The sequence below is a fragment of the Fictibacillus terranigra genome (assembly GCF_030412265.1).
Taxonomy (GTDB): Bacteria; Bacillota; Bacilli; order Bacillales; family Fictibacillaceae; genus Fictibacillus_C; species Fictibacillus_C terrinigri.
The window spans coordinates 336942-358496 of the sequence record NZ_JAUHLN010000002.1; the positions used below are offsets into that span (position 1 = coordinate 336942).

Annotated in this window: 24 protein-coding genes and 1 pseudogene; 9 read left to right on the forward strand and 16 right to left on the reverse strand. The window is 43.9% G+C overall.

Features of this window, described 5'->3' with window-relative positions:
- Window positions 1-17: 17 nt before the first annotated feature.
- The gene (locus tag QYF49_RS09470) at window positions 18-1484 is read left to right on the forward strand and encodes an amidase family protein (RefSeq protein ID WP_290399373.1); all 1467 of its coding nucleotides are present in this window, start codon (window positions 18-20) and stop codon (window positions 1482-1484) included.
- A gap of 56 nt (window positions 1485-1540) precedes the next feature.
- Here the strand turns inward: QYF49_RS09470 and QYF49_RS09475 are convergent.
- Both QYF49_RS09475 and QYF49_RS09480 read right to left on the reverse strand, forming a co-directional pair.
- Window positions 1541-2580: pseudogene (locus tag QYF49_RS09475) on the reverse strand (threonine aldolase family protein).
- 143 nt (window positions 2581-2723) lie between these two features.
- Complete coding sequence (locus QYF49_RS09480; RefSeq protein ID WP_290399374.1) at window positions 2724-3533, reverse strand: vanadium-dependent haloperoxidase; 810 nt, start codon at window positions 3531-3533, stop codon at window positions 2724-2726.
- Window positions 3534-3684: 151 nt separating this feature from the next.
- Here QYF49_RS09480 and QYF49_RS09485 point away from each other — a divergent pair, with 151 nt between their 5' ends.
- Window positions 3685-3960: a YciI family protein gene (locus QYF49_RS09485; RefSeq protein ID WP_290399375.1), complete on the forward strand. Its 276-nt coding sequence runs from the start codon at window positions 3685-3687 to the stop codon at window positions 3958-3960.
- Window positions 3961-3989: 29 nt separating this feature from the next.
- Here QYF49_RS09485 and QYF49_RS09490 read toward each other — a convergent pair whose 3' ends face one another.
- On the reverse strand, window positions 3990-4274 hold the full coding sequence (locus QYF49_RS09490; RefSeq protein ID WP_290399376.1) for a hypothetical protein: 285 nt from the start codon (window positions 4272-4274) through the stop codon (window positions 3990-3992).
- A gap of 9 nt (window positions 4275-4283) precedes the next feature.
- A complete protein-coding gene (locus QYF49_RS09495; protein WP_290399377.1) occupies window positions 4284-5060 on the reverse strand; it encodes a class I SAM-dependent methyltransferase in 777 nt (258 codons plus the stop codon).
- Window positions 5061-5166: 106 nt separating this feature from the next.
- On the opposite strand from QYF49_RS09495, the gene QYF49_RS09500 reads away from it, so the two are divergent.
- The 3 genes from QYF49_RS09500 (at window position 5167) to yjcZ (ending at window position 8511) form a co-directional block, all read left to right on the forward strand.
- Window positions 5167-7341, forward strand: a complete 2175-nt coding sequence (locus QYF49_RS09500; RefSeq protein ID WP_290399378.1) for an MMPL family transporter — start codon at window positions 5167-5169, stop codon at window positions 7339-7341.
- 132 nt (window positions 7342-7473) lie between these two features.
- Entirely contained in the window at window positions 7474-8052 is a 579-nt protein-coding gene (gene plsY / locus QYF49_RS09505) for a glycerol-3-phosphate 1-O-acyltransferase PlsY (protein ID WP_290399379.1), read from the forward strand.
- Between the two features lie 129 nt (window positions 8053-8181).
- The gene (gene yjcZ / locus QYF49_RS26000) at window positions 8182-8511 is read left to right on the forward strand and encodes a sporulation protein YjcZ (RefSeq protein WP_425589562.1); all 330 of its coding nucleotides are present in this window, start codon (window positions 8182-8184) and stop codon (window positions 8509-8511) included.
- Between the two features lie 51 nt (window positions 8512-8562).
- Here the strand turns inward: yjcZ and QYF49_RS09515 are convergent, their stop codons facing one another.
- The 6 genes from QYF49_RS09515 to QYF49_RS09540 all read right to left on the reverse strand — a co-directional run bounded on the left by QYF49_RS09515 (window position 8563) and on the right by QYF49_RS09540 (window position 13629).
- Window positions 8563-9300 (reverse strand): exonuclease domain-containing protein, encoded by a 738-nt coding sequence (locus QYF49_RS09515; RefSeq protein WP_290399380.1) that lies wholly within the window; start codon window positions 9298-9300, stop codon window positions 8563-8565.
- Window positions 9278-10390, reverse strand: a complete 1113-nt coding sequence (locus QYF49_RS09520; RefSeq protein ID WP_290399381.1) for a DUF294 nucleotidyltransferase-like domain-containing protein — start codon at window positions 10388-10390, stop codon at window positions 9278-9280. The genes QYF49_RS09515 and QYF49_RS09520 overlap by 23 nt, the downstream gene beginning before the upstream one ends.
- A 5-nt stretch (window positions 10391-10395) precedes the next feature.
- On the reverse strand, window positions 10396-11688 hold the full coding sequence (locus tag QYF49_RS09525; protein WP_290399382.1) for an ammonium transporter: 1293 nt from the start codon (window positions 11686-11688) through the stop codon (window positions 10396-10398).
- A gap of 156 nt (window positions 11689-11844) precedes the next feature.
- Window positions 11845-12276: a BrxA/BrxB family bacilliredoxin gene (locus tag QYF49_RS09530; protein ID WP_290399383.1), complete on the reverse strand. Its 432-nt coding sequence runs from the start codon at window positions 12274-12276 to the stop codon at window positions 11845-11847.
- 71 nt (window positions 12277-12347) lie between these two features.
- Window positions 12348-12926 (reverse strand): cysteine hydrolase family protein, encoded by a 579-nt coding sequence (locus QYF49_RS09535; RefSeq protein WP_290399384.1) that lies wholly within the window; start codon window positions 12924-12926, stop codon window positions 12348-12350.
- 22 nt (window positions 12927-12948) lie between these two features.
- Window positions 12949-13629 (reverse strand): MgtC/SapB family protein, encoded by a 681-nt coding sequence (locus QYF49_RS09540; RefSeq protein ID WP_290399385.1) that lies wholly within the window; start codon window positions 13627-13629, stop codon window positions 12949-12951.
- A gap of 184 nt (window positions 13630-13813) precedes the next feature.
- Between QYF49_RS09540 and QYF49_RS09545 the strand changes: the two genes are divergently transcribed.
- Entirely contained in the window at window positions 13814-14152 is a 339-nt protein-coding gene (locus QYF49_RS09545; RefSeq protein ID WP_290399386.1) for a DUF485 domain-containing protein, read from the forward strand.
- Window positions 14149-15690 (forward strand): solute symporter family protein, encoded by a 1542-nt coding sequence (locus QYF49_RS09550; protein ID WP_290399387.1) that lies wholly within the window; start codon window positions 14149-14151, stop codon window positions 15688-15690. The genes QYF49_RS09545 and QYF49_RS09550 overlap by 4 nt, the downstream gene beginning before the upstream one ends.
- Window positions 15691-16150: 460 nt before the next feature.
- Here the strand turns inward: QYF49_RS09550 and QYF49_RS09555 are convergent, their stop codons facing one another.
- The 3 genes from QYF49_RS09555 to QYF49_RS09565 form a co-directional block, all read right to left on the reverse strand.
- Window positions 16151-17011 (reverse strand): CvfB family protein, encoded by an 861-nt coding sequence (locus QYF49_RS09555; RefSeq protein ID WP_290399388.1) that lies wholly within the window; start codon window positions 17009-17011, stop codon window positions 16151-16153.
- 98 nt (window positions 17012-17109) lie between these two features.
- Entirely contained in the window at window positions 17110-17262 is a 153-nt protein-coding gene (locus QYF49_RS09560) for a YycC family protein (RefSeq protein WP_290399389.1), read from the reverse strand.
- A gap of 45 nt (window positions 17263-17307) precedes the next feature.
- Window positions 17308-18996 (reverse strand): formate--tetrahydrofolate ligase, encoded by a 1689-nt coding sequence (locus QYF49_RS09565; protein WP_290399390.1) that lies wholly within the window; start codon window positions 18994-18996, stop codon window positions 17308-17310.
- A 184-nt stretch (window positions 18997-19180) separates the two neighbouring features.
- Between QYF49_RS09565 and QYF49_RS09570 the strand changes: the two genes are divergently transcribed.
- Complete coding sequence (locus QYF49_RS09570) at window positions 19181-19501, forward strand: 2Fe-2S iron-sulfur cluster-binding protein (protein ID WP_290399391.1); 321 nt, start codon at window positions 19181-19183, stop codon at window positions 19499-19501.
- 53 nt (window positions 19502-19554) lie between these two features.
- Here QYF49_RS09570 and QYF49_RS09575 read toward each other — a convergent pair whose 3' ends face one another.
- The gene (locus QYF49_RS09575) at window positions 19555-20199 is read right to left on the reverse strand and encodes an HD domain-containing protein (protein WP_290399392.1); all 645 of its coding nucleotides are present in this window, start codon (window positions 20197-20199) and stop codon (window positions 19555-19557) included.
- Between the two features lie 72 nt (window positions 20200-20271).
- On the opposite strand from QYF49_RS09575, the gene QYF49_RS09580 reads away from it, so the two are divergent.
- Complete coding sequence (locus tag QYF49_RS09580) at window positions 20272-20523, forward strand: DUF2564 family protein (RefSeq protein WP_290399393.1); 252 nt, start codon at window positions 20272-20274, stop codon at window positions 20521-20523.
- A 26-nt stretch (window positions 20524-20549) separates the two neighbouring features.
- Here QYF49_RS09580 and QYF49_RS09585 read toward each other — a convergent pair whose 3' ends face one another.
- Both QYF49_RS09585 and QYF49_RS09590 read right to left on the reverse strand, forming a co-directional pair.
- Window positions 20550-20834, reverse strand: a complete 285-nt coding sequence (locus QYF49_RS09585; protein ID WP_290399394.1) for a DUF6123 family protein — start codon at window positions 20832-20834, stop codon at window positions 20550-20552.
- Window positions 20835-20891: 57 nt separating this feature from the next.
- Entirely contained in the window at window positions 20892-21554 is a 663-nt protein-coding gene (locus tag QYF49_RS09590; RefSeq protein WP_290399395.1) for a reverse transcriptase-like protein, read from the reverse strand.
- Window position 21555 lies beyond the last annotated feature (1 nt).

Consider the following 21555-nt stretch of genomic DNA (forward strand, 5'->3'; position numbering starts at 1 on the left):
AGAAAGCAGGAGTTTTTATGACTGAAGCGAAAGACGTTTCATTCGTTCTTGAAGAAACGACGATTGCAGATATTCAAAATGCATTTGATCGGGAACAATTGACATCCGAACAGCTTGTACGCCTTTATCTTCAACAAATTTCTCGTCACAACCTCCGGGGTTCGAAAATTAATGCAGTGATCGAAATGAATCCTGATGCTCTTCACATCGCAGAATCACTGGATGCTGAACGGTTATCAAAAGGCAAAAGAGGACCTCTCCACGGCATTCCTGTCCTGCTAAAGGACAATATCAATACAGGGGACGCGATGCATACGAGCGCCGGATCACTTGCCCTGGCCGATTCCTATGCCCTTGAGGATGCTGGAATAGCAGCAAAACTTCGGGTAGCCGGGGCTGTTATACTAGGTAAAACGAATATGACCGAGTGGGCAAACTTCATGACTGAAAACATGCCGAATGGGTTCAGTTCCCGTGGCGGACAAGTATTGAATCCGTATGGCCCAGGATCATTCGATGTCAGCGGTTCAAGCTCGGGTTCCGGAGCTGCTGTCGCTGCCAATTTTGCAGTGGCTGCCATCGGAACAGAAACGTCAGGGTCCATCCTGTGCCCTGCTTCCGCAAACGGCATCGTAGGCATAAAGCCGACTACAGGATTACTCTCCCGTTTTGGAATCATTCCTATTTCCACAAGCCAGGACACAGCCGGTCCTATGGCAAGAACAGTAACGGATGCGGCTATCTTGCTTGGGGCTATGACGGGAGTGGATGAACGTGATTCAGCGACAAACAAATCAGTCGGCTCCTTTGAAACGGACTATACCAAATATCTTCAAAACAAAGCGCTGGAAGGAGCGAGGATCGGTATTTGTTACGATTATTGTACGAAAGATCTCACTCCATCTGAAAAAGAGCGTTTTGATCATGCCATCGAAACCATTAAACAGCAGGGAGGACAGGTTATCCTCCTGGACTCCGTAACTCCTCTGGAAACTGAGGTTTGGGATTATAACGTACTTATATACGAGTTCAAATCAGGGATTAACCACTATTTAAAGCAGCATACGAGTCTGGCTTCCATTACTTCCTTACAAGATATCATTGCCTTTAATAAAGATCACTCGGCCGATTGCCTTCAGCATGGGCAGGTTCTTTTGGAGCAAAGCGAAAAAACATCGGGTACATTAACGGAACCGCAATACTTGGACAGCAGGCTGAACGACCTTCAAAAATCAAAAGCGCTGGGAATCGACAGGGCAATGAAAGAATCTCAGCTGGACGCCCTCCTTTACCCTGGGGAAACTGGCTATGGGTTTTCAGCGAAAGCAGGTTACCCATCGATCAGTGTACCGGCAGGCTATGACAGCGATGGCAGGCCGTTTGGCATCGTATTTACATCTTCCGCCTTTAAAGAACCGGACTTAATCAGGTTCGCCTATTCCTTTGAACAGGCCACCCTTCACAGAGTACCTCCAAAACTATAAGGAAAAAACCAATCCTGCTGGCCATGCAGGATTGGTTTTTTTTCGAGATTACAGGATTAGTGAAAAATTACCCTAGCGGATACAACTTTTGAAATCTTATCAATGGCCTGGCCAATCTCTTTAAGGGATACATCATAATGAGTAGTAAAACGGATCGTTTGCGGACCGAACGCAACAGCAAGCACCCCTTCTTCTTTCAGCAGCTGGAGAAAATGACTGGCCGAAAATCCAGTTTGCCCTATATTCACAAGGACAATGTTCGTCTCTACCCTGTTTTCAATAAAAAGGGAGGGCTGTTCCCCCAGGTGCTGCGCCAGCCTTTTTGCTTTTTCGTGGTCCTCAGGAAGACGGTCAGCCATCTTCTTCAAAGCAATCATTCCGGGAGCAGCCAGTACACCGCCTTGTCGAAGCCCTCCGCCAAGACGTTTTCTCCACTTCCTGGCATGCTGAATAAACGAAGCAGGACCTGCCAATATCGACCCGGCCGGGGCACCCAGGCCTTTCGATAAACAGATTTGTACGGTATCACTATAGATTGAGAGATTCTTAACCGGTACACCGATGGATGCAGCCGCATTAAAAAGTCTGGCCCCGTCAAGGTGGACAGGTATTTCATGGTGACGGCATATTCTATAAAGAGCGGCCATATCTTTTGGGGACGTAACCGCTCCTCCAGCCCGATTATGGGTGTTCTCAAGGCAAACAAGGCTTGTCTCAGGATGATGGATGTCTTCACCTCTGATCGCGTGCAATAAATCTTCGGTTTGTATGGTTCCCCTGACGCCTTTAACTGCCCTTGGCTGTACTCCGGCAAAGGCAGAAGCTGCAGCCGCTTCATACATAAAAATGTGTGAGTCGGCTTCCATAATGACTTCACTTCCTGAAACCGAATGGGTAAGAATGGCCCTTGATTTCCTTGGGTGCCGCTCGTAACAAACAAGGCATTTTCCTTTCCAAGAATTTCAGCGGCCGTCTCTTCTAATTCATTAATCGAAGGGTCTTCACCATACACATCGTCCCCTACCTCTGCTTCATACATCGCCCTGCGCATCTCTTCCGTCGGTTTTGTTACCGTATCGCTTCTCAGATCAATCATGGACAGCCCTCACATCTTTTTGTTTTTTTATCTATAGTAACACAATTATCTGACAATTAATAAGAAAAGCTCAAGCGCTCTGTTAAAGTCCGACAAGCGCTGGAGCTAGACAATTTCTCCAGGATCTTAGGTTTCGGTTAATGTTAGCGGCGGTCTGCGACCAATGCTCGGGGCTTTACATCATCCATAGGTATTGCATAATCGGCGGAGAGGTCCGCGTGTCTGTTCGTCTTTTGCACCTCAAGCATGATTTTCTGATAATTCAAGGAAAAGACTGCAAGGCTTCCAATTTGCGTACCTATCCTGATCCCTTCAACAGTGTCTATGCGGAAATGAACACCAGCCCATAATCGGGAAGCCGCCTCCTCTTCGGCTATTTGCTGCAATTTCTCTTTTTCATGAGGAAAGAAGTGAGAAAGTATTGTTTTTGCACAACCCGCAACTGCTGCATGACCAGAAACATATGCAGGATAGCTTGGAGTGTTGATCATGGTTTGTAATGCCGGATCCAACTGTACGGGTCTTGCCACATCCCAGACATATTTAAAATGCCACACAGCACAAAGGGTATCGGAAATGCCCTGCTGCAACACAGACAGCAATCTTGCAGCGAGCGGAGGCGACAGGTGATACGCTTCGATCAGTTTTCCGGCGATGAGAGACCAATTGGTTGTTGGAAGCCCCGCATAATATTTTGCTATTTTCTCTTGCTTGGCTGTCAGGTTATTCAATGCTGATCTGACGATGGCTAACTCTTTTCCGGAAAAATCAATTTCTGATGGGTCTTTGACCTTCCATTCAATTACTTCTCCCTTAAAATTGGTAAACTCTCCCCTTCTATTTCTTTTTAAGAAATGGGTCGGCCAATTCCCAGCCGTCGCTTCAACGCCTGCAGTTACTGATTTCGTTTGAACATGTGATGTCCAGGATGGATACAATCTGTGTTTAGCCATACATTCCTCCATAGGTGTTAAAATTAGTTCTATACGTTAACCATATGGAAGAAATGAAAAATATTTCTCGGAATTTTCAGAAACAATGACTTTTCTTTTTTAGGGTTTCCTTACATAATAAGAGAGAGTAAGAATACTAGGAGGTTGGAAAATGAATTATTATGCAGTACGTCTTCCGATTCTGGATGAAGAGAAAAGCCAAGTTTATCGCGAGGAACATCTGAATTACTTGGCTGCATTAGCAGATCAAGGGAACATCTTTACATATGGGCGATTCACAGACGGATCGGGCGGACTGGTTATATATAAAGCGAAGGACCTGGATGAAGCGACTTCTCTAGCCAAGAAGGACCCCTACGTAACGTCAGGGGCAAGAGATTTTGTTATTAATGAATGGGCGATGAATACAGACGTCCTTTCCCGATGATGGATACGAGAAACCCAGTAAACGGCTGTTTACTGGGTTTTTTCACGTATATAGCGGATGAAGCCCTCCTTGGAACCGTCATTTTCCAGCAGCTGCTTTACATAATAAACATCCTTTAGAGGACCTTTCTCTTCAAAAGAAGCCAATAACCAGGAAGACCTGGGATCTTCGGCCAATTCCTGATACCATCCCTGCTCTTTTAATTGTTTCAAATTGGCCTGCAGATCAGGATCTTTTATTCTAAAAATATGTTTTTTAATGAACCCTGCAATCCCAGCACCTGCTAAGAGAAGCAAAAGTAGTCCAGTTAACATAGAATCTCCTTATTCAGCCAGTTCAATAACTGCATAATGAAATTTGGATGACGGGCGCTTTATTACTGTAAATCCAAACTCCTCAAACCTGGAGCTCCTAAAATGGTCCTTTAATACAATTCTTTTCGTTGCCACACGTTTGGCTTCCTTTATCGTTTCTTCAGTCATTGGCACATAGGAAGCCATACCTTTTATGCCTTTCAGGCCCGGTGAGTCGATGGATTCCTCGAACATCGGATCAAAATACACGACATCAAAAGAATTGTCAGGCAGCCTTTTCAAATAGGAAAAATGATCTTCATTCAGAATGGTAATCCGGCGCATCGCGGCATCCATTTCCGGCAAGCCGCTTTCCCATGTGCAAAGGCCGCTTTCGACCAAAAAAGCGATATAGCGGTTCTTCTCGATACCAACGATCTTTCCCTCGCTGCCAACAGCCAAACTGCAAACAATGGCATCCGAAGCCAGTCCTGCTGTACAGTCCAGCAACGTCATTCCTTTATCAAGTGCAGCTGCTGAAAGTAAAGGATCCGCTTCACCCCGCAGGATTTGTTTTACCCGAAACATAGAAGAATTGGGATGAAAAAAAAGCGGCTCTGATTGACCCAATGGATGCAGCGTTAATTTTTCTTTTCCTACCATTAATATATGATCATTAAATTGGGTATGTAAGGAAGATATAGATTGGTTTTTTCTTGAAACCAGCCGTCCGTTCACCATTCGGCTGATCTTTTCGGCCTTTTCAATCAGTTGCTCATTAAATTTTCCAGCTGTAGTTACGATCATATCCGTTTCACCTGTTACTTTTTTATTTAATCTTATCATCTATATCACATTTATCAGCATAGGGCAATATTCTACTGGTCTGGCATCATCGAAAAGGAGGAATGAAATGAGAGACAAAGGCATCTTTCATAGAACTGGTAAGGGCGCTTTCAAATTCCGGAAGCTCATAATAGTTGTATGGGTAATAGCGGCCGCTGCTTTAAGTGTCCTTGCGTTCAGACTTCCAGATTCATTAAGCGGAAGCGGCTTTGAGATGGAAGGCACCTTCAAAAAAGTAGAAAATATCATGCAGGATGAGTTTCATCAACCAAAGTCTTCTGTCATGATATTGTTTCAATCCAGCCGTCATTCACCCAATAATCCCGAATACAGAAAGATTGTAGAAGAGACATTAATAAAATTAAAATCTGTGGATCATGCGGTAAGTGTAACATCACCCTATACCGCAGAGAAGATGATTAAAGGCAAAACAGCCTATGCCACCGTGAATTTTGACAGAAGCTTCGGAGAGTTGAAGGAATCCATAAAGCAGATCAGAAACAAGACGAAAAGCACAAAGGATATTAAGATCGGGATCACAGGAGGCCCTGTCATTGCAGAGGATATGAACACGGCCAGCCAAAAGGACCTGGCCCGCGCAGAAGCAATCGGACTCCCTGCGGCATTAATCATTTTGCTCTTGGCGTTTGGCGGTCTAATCGCAGCGGGTCTGCCCATTATTGTCGGCTTGGTCAGCGTGGTCTGCTCAATGGGAATTCTTTTTATTGTCGGGCAGGAATTTAGCTTAACCATTTTTATTCTCAATGTCGTGCCGATGATCGGGCTTGCTCTTGGAATTGATTTTGCACTTTTGCTCGTCAACCGGTTCAGAGAAGAGCTTGAGCACCAGAGCATCGAGGAAGCTGTCGTTATCTCTGTTCAGACTGCTGGAAGATCGATTGCCTTCTCTGGGTTTTGTGTGTTCTTGGGACTTTCAGGGATGCTGCTGATAGAGATTGATATCTTCAGGTCTGTTGCACTCGGCGGAATGGTCGTTGTCATTATTTCTGTTATTAATGCTCTGACTTTTCTTCCTGCCGTTTTGGGAGTGCTCGGTAAACGAATCAACTCACTCATGCTGTTGAAGAAAAGAAACGGCCGTTCCGGGTGGAGAAGCTTCGCCTCTTTCATCATGAAAAGGCCTTTGATCATGCTCATTTGCTCTGTAGCCATCCTAATCCTGGCTATCATGCCTGTCCATCATTTAAAGCTTTCCATTCCTGAGGCAGAATCACTTCCCCCTCATTATGAATCGAGGATCATGTTTGAGCGCTTTGAAGGTACTTTTGGCAAAAAGGAATTGTATCCAGTAACGATTGTAGCTGCCGCCCGCGGTAAGCTTCTGACCGAAAAGCAATTATCGAACGCCAGTCAACTCGTTGAACGGCTGGAAAAGGAAAAAATAATCGATCATGTGGACTCCCTTTTCTCGTACACTGGTCATCTTACACCTTCAGAAATTATTGCAGCCACTCGAACCGAACAAGGTAACGAAAAGTTAAAACCCGTGATTTACCGCTATGTAAATGATAACAAAACAGTAATCCGAGCTTACCTTTCGATTGGAGTCACATCAGAAGCAGCTAAAGAGTGGGTGGAAAAATGGCAAGGCGAAGAAAACGGATTAATACTTAGTCTCGGAGGGTCGACCAAGTTTAATCAGGAAATCTTTCATGAGATCGTGGACAAAACACCAGCCGGCCTTGCCATTGTACTTCTGTCGACGTTCGTTGTTCTCCTTATCGCCTTTCAATCCTTGTTTATCCCTTTAAAAGCGATTGTCATGAATGTGCTTAGCCTCTCAGCCACATTCGGCATTTTAGTATGGATCTTTCAAAGCGGATACTTAATGGATCCGGTCGGTATCGGTTTGATGATTCCCGTCTTTACGTTCGGCATTGTGTTTGGACTCAGTATGGATTATGAAGTTTTTCTCATATCAAGAATTCAGGAAGTCTATCAGGAAACCGGAAATAATGATCAGGCAACACTTGAAGGTTTAACTTCCACTTCTAAGATCATAACCTCTGCCGCTGCCATCATGATCGTGATTACCGGTTCGTTCGTTTTTACCGATGTAATGCCAGTAAAGCAAATCGGAATCGCTATTGCTCTCGCCATCTTCATTGACGCCACACTAGTCAGGATGATTCTCGTACCTTCTCTCATGAGATTGATGGGAAGCTGGAACTGGTGGCTGCCTTTCAAGAAGCAGAATAAGCAAAAGAACCATGCTCATTAGGGTGTCTTTGTCGTGCGTGATGATGCTTTTAGATGACAAATTTTGCAGAAAGACACCTGCAAAAAAAACATCTGTTGCCTGGAAACGATTGAATATATAATAAAAAGAAAACACAGGCAGAAGGTGAATCATTTGATACTGTTAATTTTGGTCTTATCCTATCTCATCGGTTCTGTTCCATTTGCTCTTATCATAGGAAAATGGAAATATGGAATTGATATCCGTGAGCACGGCAGCGGGAATTTGGGCGGCACAAACACCTTTCGGATTCTTGGAAAAAAAGCAGGGTTTATTGTAACGATCTCCGACATTCTTAAAGGAACACTTGCAGCATCTCTTCCGTGGCTGCTGAATACGGATCTGCATATTCTATTGGCTGGAATACCCGCAGTCATCGGACATTGTTATCCGATCTTTGCAAAGTTTAAGGGCGGAAAAGCAGTAGCAACCTCAGCAGGAATCCTGCTGTTCTATGCTCCGGTCATGTTTTTGCTGCTTGTTGCAGTTTTCTTCATCGTCCTATACCTCACGAAATATGTTTCTTTATCTTCCCTAGTCGCATGTACGGCGGCTGTGATCTATGGAGTCATCATCCGTGACATTCTGTTGATCATTGTTATGGCGGCTTTCCTTATATTTCTGCTCTATCGGCACAGGTCCAACATCGGAAGAATTATCGCTAAAACCGAACCGAAAATTAAATGGCTATAATAAGCGTTCCGGCAGGAATGCTTTTTTTATTTTCAAAAAATCCGCATTTGTCCGTTACCGAGCAGGGCGAACGTACATAGGCTGTATGGTGATATATACCTAATATTATTCAATGACGGAGGGACAATAATGGAAAATAAGAAAATAAATGCACCTATGGCACCGATGAATAAACCAGTAAACGCCCCGGTTAACGCACCTGTCAACATACCCATCAATAAATCACTGAACATGCCGGTTGCTCCAAGCAAGCCTGCGTTCGCGCATCATCATCACGGCGGTTATGATGGTTATGGTTATGGAACTGGCTACGGCTATGGAGCCGGATTGGGCTTTGGCGGAAGACACGGCTATACATTAATTATTGTTTTGTTTATCTTATTGATCATTATCGGCTGCTCCTGTTGGTCTGGTTTCTCAGGAGAAGAATGCTGCGAAAGCAGCAGTAGCAGCAGTTAAAAGGGGCATTAAAAAAAGAAAGCGGAGAACGATCCCCCCGCTTTCTTTTTCTTATTTCATTGTGACATAAAGATCCTCAAGCGTTTCAATCCCTTTTTCTTTACACAGCCGCAATAAGCTTCTCCATAGTTCAGCCATGATTAAGACATCTCCTTCAGCGGTATGCCTGTTCCTGCACTCGATGTTGAAATAAGAGGCTGCACTGTCCAATGTTTCAAAGGTTTCAGAACCTACTAACCTTTCTGTAATCAATGCCAGTTCAAGAGCCGGCTGTTTTAGAGAAGAACGGTATCTTTTCCACAAAAAGTGATTAATGAAAGCCAAATCATGCGAGATATGATACCCAATGATCATTCCTCCCGAGAGAAAGCGAAGGAATGCCTCTGATTTCTCATCCAATGTTGGTGCGTTCTTTACATCTTCTTCAAAAATTCCAGTAAGAATGCTAATTTCCTCTGGAATTTTGACACAAGGATTGATTAGCTGACTAAACTGGTCAACGACCTTGAAATTCTTTATTTTAGCTGCTGCTATCGAGAAAATCTGGTCGCCGTGTTCCGGTCGGAAACCTGTTGTCTCTGTATCCAAAATGATAAATAAAATATCCTCGAGCCTTGTTTTTAGATCCGCTCGTTTTGAAGCTTTCTCTTTCAGAATTTTTCTGATCCAGGCTTCATGCTGAAAGGAACCGGGGCTGCCGGCAGGAACTTCCTCCCTTTTCAACCCAAGGCTGAATAAACGGTTCATGATATACTTGAGATTTCTTTCAGATCCCGGTTGATTGTTCAAAACTAGGACCTCTCTTTTTTGTTTGTTTTTGGATGGCTTTAATCTGTTTCATGATACGTTTCAGCTCCTGGACATTTTTAGGCTCCATTTCAGATAGCCGTAAATGGTAATCGAGCCTGTCGTCCGTTTCCGCCAATCCAATCGAGTGCTTTAAACGCAATTCCAATAGGAAATCGTATACAGCCAAGTATTGCTCCGTTTCAGTAAGCGTTATAAATCCTTTCTCGTTCAATTCTAATATACGTTCCCTAGTCGACTGCGCCTCGTTCCCATACAAAACCGACAATATTTTTATGCTGTTGATGTAGGGAGCAAACACGCCCTGTTTCAAGTCGAACCGGCCTGAATATTTCCCCCACCTCTCCGTAAAGATCATCCCGAACATATTCATCGGAATTTCATGTGAGGTAACAAGCTCTCGCATTTTTTTTAGAATCATCGGCCGCTGGTGTAATTCATGGACAAACCATTTCCGCAAACGAAACAGAAGGGCAGGCACACCATAAACTTGCTTAGTATCGAGCATGATCATCATATACTTCAAATTTTCCTCTGATCCATTATTCAAATAGAATAATAGCTGTTCCCTCCAGTCTTCTTCATGATGTCTCCATCGACAGTTGGATGCCATCACATTACCCTGGCATAAGGGATAGCCTACTTCCGCTAAATATTGGACAGCGGTTCTGGAAAATTCTTCAGCAAATGCCCGGTATTCCACTTCATCTGCTCGAACCGTCTGATAGATGAGCCCATTATCTTGATCGGTCCAGACAGTTTGTTCATGGCGTGCACTGGATCCCATACTGAAAAAACAAAGTTTTCCACCAGGTGGTTCTCCAAACGTTTTTTTTGCCGCATCATAAGCAAGAGAAACGGCTCTGCGCGTCAGTACATCATGCATATTATTGAGCATATTGTACCGGTATTCAATCGAGTGGCCAGAAGCCGAAAGCCCTTGAATCATGGGGATGATCCGCATATGAATTTCTCTAAGTTCCTCAAGAGAACCAGCTTTTGCCAGACGTTCTTGCAAATCAGGCTCTTTTTTCGAGGTCTGTACATTCGGTTCATCAAAAGGATATTGCATAAGAATCAGTTAGCTTTCTGAGTGATGGCTGGGTCTAAATGTTCTGGATACCCGTATGAGCCGTGTTCACTGATATCCAATCCAGAAATTTCTTGCTCAGGTGTTACTCTTAAGCCGATCAGTTTTTTCAATGCGAAAAGGAGAATGAATGAAACGATGGCAACGTACCCTGCGGCTCCTATGACACCGATGGTTTGAACAAAAAGCTGTTGGAACCCACCTCCATACAAAAGCCCAGCCTTTCCAACGCCTGTTTGTTCCACAAGGCGAGGTGATGCGAAAATTCCAGTTGAGATGGTTCCTAAAATTCCAGCTATACCATGTACGGAAAAGGCATAAATCGGATCATCGATGCCTTTTCTCTCAAAATAAACAGAAGTCCAGAACGTAAATGCCCCAGCAAACGCTCCGATTACGATAGCCGCCCAGGCTTCCACAAAAGCACACGCTGCTGTAATGGCCACTAATGCAGCAAGTACGCCATTTACCATTGCCGGAATGTCCGCTTTTCCAGTCAGAAGCTTAGAAGTGAGTATGGCACCGATCGCCCCTGCAGCTGCAGCTAGATTGGTTGTCAAAGCAATGTAGCCAAAGAATCCATCTGCAGTTCCCATCGTGCTTCCAGCGTTGAATCCAAACCATCCGATCCATAGGATGATGCCGCCGAGAACCGTATATACTTGGTTATGTCCTGGAATGAGATTCGGTGTGCGGTCTTTATTGAACTTTCCAATACGGGGACCAAGAAGCAAAGTAGCGACAAGGGCAGCGATCGCTCCTTGAAGGTGAACGACAGTCGATCCTGCAAAATCCTGCATCCCCATTTTTCCAAGCCAGCCTCCGCCCCAGACCCAATGGCCGATAATCGGATAGATCAGCACAGTAAATACCGTTCCGAAGATGAAGTAGACTGATAGTTTTGCCCGCTCAGCAAACCCTCCCCACGCTATCGCCAAAGAGACCCCTACAAACGCCAGTTGGAATAAAAATTTTAGAGATAACGGAACGTTCGCCCAGGATAAGGAATCAAATGTTTTGCTGTCCCCATGCATGAGCCAGCCTGATGCGCCAAAAAAACTGTTGCCTTCACCGAATGTGATGCCGAACCCCGCTGCCCAAAAAGCGATGGTTGCAATGGCAAAGCTTAGAATTTGTTTACCTGCCACATGACCCGAGTTTTTCATACGGGTGGAACCTGCTTCCAAAAGTGCAAAACCAGCCTGCATGCCAATAACCAAGATCGCAGCCACCATTACCCATAGAGAATCCATAAACATCATTACCGTACTTTCCTTCATGTAATATCTCCACCCTTCTTATGTCATGTTTTCTAACATCATTAGTTATACTATATGACATAAGTGCTAAAATGGCAATTGTTTTCTGAATATTTTCTTAACAGGTGGGACCCGATAACTTTTTACACAAAAAAAAGAACTCTTATCGAGTTCTTCTTATCTGTTGTTTTTTTCGTAAGCGGTAATCAAATTCTCTACGATTTCTTCTGCGCTGTGGTTCTCAATATCATGACGATGGATGAAATGAACCACTTCTTTACCTTTTAATAAGGCCATTGAAGGTGAAGATGGCGGATAGCCATCAAAGTATTCTCTCATTCTTGCCGTCGCTTCTTTGTCCTGGCCAGCAAATACAGTAACAATGTTATCCGGCTTCGCTTCATGGTTTAACGAGTAAATTGCGGAAGGTCGTGCCAATCCAGCAGCACATCCGCATACAGAGTTTATAAAGACAAGAGAAGTACCTTCTGTACTTTCCATAAAACGATCCACTTCTTCTGATGTGGTCAATTCAGTGAACCCTGCATTTGTCAGCTCATTCCTCATTGGCTGAGCCATTTGTCTCATGTATTCTTCGTAAGCGTTCATTGTATCCCTCCATATAGGTATGTACAACCAATTATAGCGGATTCCTTTAAAGGAATAAACTCATTTATCTTTTATGATATGAGTGTCGAATAACCGTCCTTCACAACCTTTGCTCCAAGAACGTCTGTAAAATGCTTCAGCGCCCATTGGTGTCCTGCCGAGTTAAAACTCTGCACAGCATCCTCGTGAATTACAAGGTCATAACCTTTATTATAAGCCTCGATTGCCGTATGAAGGACACAGATGTCAGAGCACACTCCAACAAGATGAAGCTCTGTAATGCCTCGCTCCCTCAGTTTCATGTCCAGGTTGGTACCTGCAAACGCACTGTAGCGTGTCTTATCCATCCAAAAAATACTGTTTTTTTGTTGAACGGTAAGTGATTGAACAAGCTCACCAAGTTTTCCGTATTGCTCCCGGCCCTGTGATCCTCTGATGTTATGGGGCGGAAACAGACGAGCTTCAGGATGATGCGGGTCATCTTCTTCATGCAGGTCAACAGCGAAAACCACAAAATCATTTTGTTCGATAAAATGTTTGGTTATGGATGTCAACCTTCTTTCTATGGACTGGCCAGGAACTCCACAAGTCAGCTTTCCATCGTCTGCCACAAAATCATAAGTATAATCGATAATGATTAGTGCTTTCATTCACATGGCTCCTTTTACGAAGTTAGCTTAACGTCTCGATCTCTACGTTTTGAACTCCTTTTATCTCTTTAATATCATAATAAATGTCAGTTGTATATCTTTTTTCATAAATACTAAGAGTCAGCTCCATCTTGCTTGTTCCATTGTCCAGATCTTTCACCCGGACATTAAGGATCTTAAGCCCCTTCTTCCTAATCTCTTTCACCATTTCGGTCATGTTCCATCCATCAGGAACAATAATGCGCACACGGGCTTCTTTTTCTCTCAGTGTTTTGGGACCCATCCATTTCATAACCAGTGGAATTAATTCAACACTGATCAGAATCATGAGGGCTCCTGCTGCTGCCTCCATATAGAACCCAGCGCCAGAGGCAATCCCAAGACCAGATGCACCCCATATCATAGCGGCCGTCGTCAAACCGGAAATGACATCGTTGCTTCGGCGTAATATTACCCCCGCTCCCAGAAAACCGATTCCGCTTACAACCTGTGCCGCGAGACGCATAGGGTCCATCATCGTTCGTCCGGTTAAATCGGAGAAGCTTTTAGCAGATTCGATGGAAACAATCGTTAATAGACAGCTGCTTATTGAAATCACCAAACAGGTTTTTAAGCCGACCGGTTTACGCTTAAGTTCACGTTCGAGACCGATCACTAAACCGAGAAATGCAGAAATACCCAGCTTAACAAGAATCATGCTCATTGCTCCTCACCACCCTTCTTTCTTAGTAAATATCCTTAAAATACTATATCCGTAAGTGAACATCAACTAAATCTCCAAAAAGCTAGATATAAAACTACAATTTTTATATAATGAAAATGATAAAATTTTCAGAAAAAGGAGTGTTGCGCGTGTTCATCCATTTTATTGCTCAGGAGGGGATCAAGTGCTAGCAGAGAAAAGGTCTGATGAGAAGGATATTGACTATTCAAAGATTGCTTCTTCTGCGTCCTTTAAACAATTACTTCAGGAAAAAAAGAAATTTCTGCTTCCTATGTCCATTTTCTTCTTTGTTTTTTATTTTACTCTCCCCATCATGACCTCATACTCTACAATTCTTAATACATCTGCAATCGGTGATATTAGCTGGGCCTGGGTTTTTGCATTCTCACAATTTATTATGACATGGGTATTATGCAGCCTTTATTCTAAAAAAGCGGAGTCTTTTGATAAACAAGCTGATGAGATTGTACATCAGTCTTTAAAGGAGGCTGATAAAAAATGAATACAGCTTTTATTCTTTTTCTTGCGATTGTTGCCATTACCTTGGTCATTACTTATTTTGCAGCGAAACGAACGAATAATGCCAATGATTTCTATACAGCCAGCAGTGGGCTGACCGGCTGGCAGAACGGCTTTGCGATCGCCGGGGATTATATGTCAGCCGCTTCGTTCCTCGGCATTGCTGGATCGATAGCACTTTCTGGCTTTGATGGCTTTTTTTATTCCATTGGCTTTCTCGTAGCGTACCTTGTCGTCCTCTATCTTGTGGCTGAGCCATTGAGAAACCTGGGAAAATATACGATGGCCGATATGATTGCGGCAAGGTTTGATGATAAGAAAGTGCGTGGAGTTGCTGCGTTAAACACGATTACGATTTCTATTTTCTACATGATTGCCCAATTGGTCGGAGCTGGCGCACTGATTACCTTGCTGCTCGGTTTAAAGTATACCACTTCTGTTCTGATCGTTGGCGTGCTTATGACAGTCTATGTGGTGTTTGGCGGAATGATGGCGACAAGCTGGGTCCAAATCGTAAAAGCGGTACTGCTCATGGCCGGTACTTTCATTATCTCTCTGATGGTATTCGCCAAATTCGGCTACAGCATCACGGGAATGTTTGAACATATTAAAACAGCCACACCATTAGGCGAGAGTTTCCTGCATCCAGGAAACAAATACAAGGATCCGCTCGATACGATCTCTCTTAATCTGGCACTGGTTCTCGGTACTGCCGGGCTTCCCCACATCCTTATCCGTTTCTTTACAGTAAAGGATGCTCCTACTGCAAGGAAATCAGTTGTTTATGCGACCTGGATGATTGGAATCTTTTATATTATGACGATCTTTCTTGGTTTTGGAGCTGCTGCATTCGTAGGAACAGATTCGATCGTAAAAGCGAATGCCGCTGGAAATATGGCTGCTCCACTGCTGGCAAAAGCACTGGGAGGAGATTTTTTATTCGCTTTCGTATCTGCTGTCGCCTTCGCTACCATTCTTGCAGTAGTCGCCGGTCTTGTTCTTTCAGCGGCTTCCGCGTTCGCCCATGATTTTTACAGTCAAATCATACGAAAAGGCGAAGCCACTGAAAAAGAACAAATGAAAGCTGCCAGATGGTCCTCCATTGGTGTGGCCGTATTATCTATCATTCTCGCTTTATTCGCACAAAAATTAAATGTGGCCTTTCTCGTATCACTTGCTTTTGCTGTAGCCGCAAGCGCAAACCTTCCCATCTTATTATTCACCGTATTTTGGAAACGGTTTAATACAGCGGGTGCCGTGTCCGGAATGCTGGTTGGGCTTATAAGTTCTCTCGTTTTAGTAGCTATAAGCCCGAGCGTCTGGTCCCCAGAAGCCGGTGCGGCGATCTTGGTCGGCGAACCTCTCTTCCCATTGGCAAATCCGGGCATTGTTTCAATCCCGCTTGGATTTATTGGTGCAATAGCAGGTACGCTTCTTTCCTCCAAAAAATCTGATGCTCGCAAGTATGATGAAATCGTAGTCAAAGTAAATACCGGGATCGGCCTTCGAGACAATGCTTAAGATGAATTCCATAAAAAAGGACAGCTGCTATTCTAAAGCTGTCCTTTTTCTTTCTTCCAAAATTGCTTTCTTACCACCGGATAAAAAAAAGATTCCTGAAGCTAGAAGTGTCATGCAAAAATGAAAGGTTTTTATATCCGCGGTTCCTGATTTTATGACCATAAGGAGTACACCGCTGCAAATCGAGCGATGATGCCATCCTTTTCTGATGGTTCTCTCAGGTCTCGCCTAAAACGACCAATTTGATTTGATATTATGAAGCCATTACATATGGAACAAGAAAAGCCAGCGCAGCAACAAATATAACAAAGTCAAACGCTTCAGCCATAGATTCAGAAACCACTTCCCGAACCAGCCATATTTCCGACTACAAGGGCTGTTAAAACCCAAAGCCAAGATCTGCTAACCACCGTCAGACCAAAGGAAAAGCATGCAGACGAACGGATCTGCATGCTTTTGTTTAAATCTTAAGGAACGTCTTTCCGTCCTCTTGTTTGATTTTGTTTTCCTTCATCAATTTGCCAAGCGCGCGTTTAAATGCTGCTTTGCTTATATCAAATTCATTTTTTATGTCTTCCGGACTGGATTTATCCGTATAAGGCATCTGGCCTTTGTTTGCCTTGAGATAGCTGTAGATTTTTTCAGCATCCTCACTATACGCGTGTTCCTTCCTGGGTTTCATGGAAAGATTTACTCTGCCATCTTCCCTTACGAACGTCACGCGGCATTCTATCTTCTCACCGAGTCGGACCTGCTGGTTCATTTCATCCTGGTGTATAAACCCGATCAGGCTGTTCTCCGTAAAGATCAATGCGCCTGAATCATTCAGCTTGTACACATGTCCGGTAACCACCTGATTAAAATGGCTTTCATCCGCAGCTTCTGCCTGTTCAACGATCTCTTGTTCGCTCGCAAGATCTGCAAACAAGCGGCCTTTTTTATCAAGACGAAGCCCGCAATACAATTGGTCGCCGGCCTCTGGCCACAGCTCCAATGGGCCTGGCAGGTCATCGTTTGAAAGCAAAACATCCTTATGTATGCCAATATCCAGAAATACCCCCAACCTTTTTTGAGATCCCACGACTGTAAGCCATGCCAGTGAATCCAAACGGACCTTCGGCTGGGTCATGGTCGCTGCCAGACGACCCTCATGGTCCTGGTATAAAAACACTTCAACCGTTTCCCCTTCTTTAAGCTCTCTAGACGCCTCTCTTTTATGCAGCATTACTTCTTCAGTGCCAAGACTTAAAAAAAATCCGAAGTCGCTCAACCTCTCAACTTTTAATGTGAAGACCTCTCCGGCTCGTAACTTATTTTCCATAGCAGCTCAAATCCTTTGTTCTTTTTTATACTAGTATTGACTTTAACATTGAAAAATAGAAACCTACTTTCAACTTGTCAAAGTAGGTTTCTGTCGAATTATTCTTCCTTTTTGCTCTCTTCTTCCTCAGAAATTTCCATCAGTTTCTTTATTAAAATATGCTGAGGCATATGCATGATCTGTTCAAGTGGAACATTCAGCTTCTTGGACAGCATAAGAGCTGTTTCTGCTGAAATTTGTAAAGGTTTCATAATATCAGCCTCCCCTCCGCTAAGTATACCAAACCTGTTCAGCTTTTAAAACAGCCCTACTGCTTTCCCGTCAGGGGTTACATCCATGTTTAATGCAGCCGGAGATTTCGGAAGCCCAGGCATTGTCATTACATCGCCAGTTAATGCCACAATAAAGCCTGCTCCGATCGAAGCCTTCAGCTCACGGATCGTAATGATAAATTCTTCTGGGCGGCCCAGCAATTTCGGATCGTCAGAAAGAGAATACTGGGTTTTGGCCATACAAACAGGCAGGGTAGACCATCCTTGCATGTCAAACTCTTTCAACTGGCCCAGGGCTTTTTGTGAAAACTGAACACCGCTTGCGCCATAAACCTTTTCAGCGATCGTTATTATTTTTTCTTCCAGCGGCTGATCGAGCGTATATAAGGGCTGATATTTATTGGTCCCATTTTCAATAATATCGAGCACCGTCTTTGCCAAGTCCTCTCCGCCTTCTCCGCCTTTGAGCCAAACATCGGAAATCTCTACAGGAATGTTCCTTTCGCTGCACCACTTTAAGATGTACTGAATTTCCGAATCATGATCGGACACAAAACGGTTCACAGCGACAACAAACGGCACCCCAAATTCCTGGATGGTTTCAATATGTTTTTGAAGATTGGACATCCCATCTGCCAATGCCTGAAGGCCTTCTATCGATAACTCGCTTTTGCCCTGGCCGCCATGCATTTTTAAAGCACGTGCGGTAGCAACGATCACAACAGCACTCGGATTCAGATCAGCATAACGAGCCTTAATATTCAAGAATTTCTCCGCCCCTAGATCGGCACCAAATCCGGCCTCTGTTACTATATAATCTCCGAGTTTGCATGCTAATTTTGTTGCGATGATGGAGTTGCATCCATGGGCGATATTTGCGAACGGACCCCCATGTATAATAGCTGGCGTATTCTCCAAGGTTTGCACAAGGTTTGGTCTGATCGCATCTTTTAAAAGCAGGGTCAATGCACCTTCGACCTTTAAGTCAGCCACGGTTACCGGTTTATTTTCATACGTATACCCAACAACCATCCTCGCAAGCTTTTTCTTTAGGTCATCAAGATTCTTCGCCAGGCAAAAGATAGCCATCACTTCAGAAGCTACGGTAATATCGAAACCTTCCTCCCGAGGAACCCCCTGTACCGGACCGCCAAGACCAATCACAATTCGGCGGAGGGCTCTGTCGTTCATGTCAAGAACGCGCTTCCAGACGATTTTCCTGGGATCGATATTCAGTTCATTGCCTCTATGGATATGGTTATCAATGAAGGCTGCCAAAGCATTATTGGCAGTGGTTATCGCATGAATGTCTCCGGTAAAGTGAAGGTTAATATCTTCCATCGGTACGACTTGGGAGTACCCGCCTCCGGCTGCACCGCCTTTAAGACCCATACTTGGTCCAAGGGATGGTTCCCTCAATGCAATAATGGCTTTTTCACCGATCCGGTTCAGCGCCTGCCCGAGACCGACTGTTACCGTGGATTTCCCTTCGCCCGCAGGAGTTGGATTGATGGATGTTACGAGGACAACCTTCCCATCCTGTTTTGTTTTCAGTTTTTCGAACAGCCCGAGAGAAAGCTTAGCTTTATATCGGCCATACGGCTCCCAGTCCTCTTCTTCAATGTTCAATTGTGCTGCAATTTCTTCAATTCGAAGCATGTTCGCATCTTGTGCGATCTCAATGTCCGATTTATGCTTGACTTCCTTTGCCATGTATTAGATACCCCCTGTTATATATGTACCTGTTCTCATTCTACATAAAAACAATTATAAAATGTAAACATTCTTGTCGATTCACATGAATTTAGTTTATCCATAATTTTGTTTTTACCAAGATGCGTTTATCGTATAATAGAATAGATGATCTTGTAATCCTATAAAGGAGGAATCGAGTTTCATGGCAAAAATTACGGTACAGGGCTTTGGAGAGTATGAAATTGAAAATGGAAAGAAACTGGTAATCGGACTTGAAGACAATGGTGTGGACATCCTTCACCGCTGCGGGGGAAAAGCAAAATGTACGACCTGCCGGGTAGAGGTTGTTGCTGGAGATCTTGGCGAGATGAACGAGTTTGAACGGAACATCATTGAAACCAAAGGTTTAGGCGAAGGTATTCGTTTATCCTGTCAGGTAAGAGTGGGACACGATGCTGAGATCCGCCCTGCCATGACCGTTTCAAAAGACGGTCTTGATGCAGGCCCCCGTCCTGCTGAATAAAGATAGGAAGAAAGGCTCTCTTCTTTTTGGAAAGAGCCTTTTTCTTTTATTTTTTATTTGATCCCTTCCCATTCATGAAAGAATTCATCAAGGTACGTCTCCATCAGCTGATGCCTGGCTTCCGCTAATTTTTTTCCATGCTCTGTGTTCATGCGCCCTTTCAGGGTCAACAATTTCTCATAAAAATGATTGATGGCCGTCGATGGTCCATTTCGGTACTCGTCTTTTGTCATTTGGGACCGAACATGAATTTCCGGGTCATAAATCAATTGCCCGATATGTCCTGAATATGTGAATGCCCTTGCGATGCCGATCGCGCCTATGGCATCTAATCGGTCCGCATCCTGTACAACTTTTCCCTCTATCGTCTGCATCCCTTGGGAATTTCCGCCTTTAAATGACATGGATGAAATGATCTCAAGTATATGAATTTTATCAGTGGCTGTGATTTTATGGTCTGAAAGCCATGACGAAACCTTTTGCATTCCTGCTTCTTCAGAAGAATTAAGCTTTTCATCGGCGATATCATGGAGCAATGCTGCCATGCTGCAGATAAAGCGGTCCGCGCCTTCTTTTTCTGCGATGGTGATAGCCAGTTTATACACTCTGTAAATGTGCCACCAGTCATGGCCGCTGCCCTCCCCGCTTAACGTTTCTTTAACATATTGCTGGGCCTCTTCGATTATTTTACTTTCCATGGAATTTACCCTTTCTCATGATAATTGTTGGTTTCAATAGGCATACTAAAATAAAACAGGTAGGTGAATTGTATGTCAGAACCGTATAACGATCTGAAGCAAGTCGACATGTCCATTCAAAGTGCACAACGAATTATCGGCCATGCCACCATGAGTATGGACCCTGGTCAGCTTCATGCTGCGAAAGAGGCTTTGAATACTGCCAAACAGCAATACAATGAAATATTGAACCAGCAGACAGGGATGGATGGCATGTTCCTGGAGAATGCACGAGAAACCCTGGAGCAATGCGAGCAGCAGATCAACCAAGCCTTAAAACAATAAAAGCCGGTTATCCGGCTTTTTTTTAATCAATATGAAACAGTAATCTCTTCTTCAATAGCATTCACATATGTATACGCGTTGCGTTTTGTCTTTATCTCATTCTGTTTAAATTCCTCTAGAAGAGCAATATAGTAGCTCCCATCAAACTCTCTTTGGACCTTCAGCGTAATTTCTATGGCGACGCTGACCATATAATCACTCATTCCAGTGAAGTGCTTACCAAATTCAATGAATGCCGTATCACTTTCTTTTAATTTAATCCCCTTTGAAGCCAGGTACTGGAAGTATTCCTCGATTGAAAACTGAGACAATTGCAACCCATCCTATTCTTTGAAGATTCAAGTAAATTGTATCAGTCAAAAATGCCTTTAATCAATGATTTCTTTTTTCCCATGGATCGTGTTTCCGTGAAGTGCCTGCGTTGCTAGGGAATCTGCCTCTTTATTTTCTTTTCTGTCGATGAGCTCATAGGAAGGTTTAATTCCAAGTCTCTTTAGTTTCTCTTCAATTTTGTCCATCCATTTTTGCAGTACTTCTTCATAGCAAGGCCATTCTCCGCTCATTTGATGGATCACCACCATGGAATCCCCTCTTACCGTGACGGGGGTCCTCTGTACACCCAGCCGTTCGAGTTCATTGACAAGCAGCCAAAGAGCAGCATACTCTGATTCATTATTCGATTCAATCATATGGTAGGAGGCATTGGAGCGTACTCTGTATTTCTTGTCCGATTGTTTATAATACACCGCTGTTCCCTGCCCTGATAACCGCTCGTCTTTTTGGAACCCCCCATCGAAAAACGCGATGATCTCAGATGGTTCCGTTTCAATGACAGCCACCATCTTCTGAAGTTCTTTTTTTGACCAATAAACACCCGTTTCATCAAGAAAAGTAAGATTTCCCAGGCGGCCGGTTCTTTCAATATCAGCAGCGAGCTGCACCGCTTCAGCCACCGTCACGGGATCTGAAACAAACCGTATCATACTTTTTGATCTTGAGGGCTTATATTCCCATTCCAACGTAACCTTCATC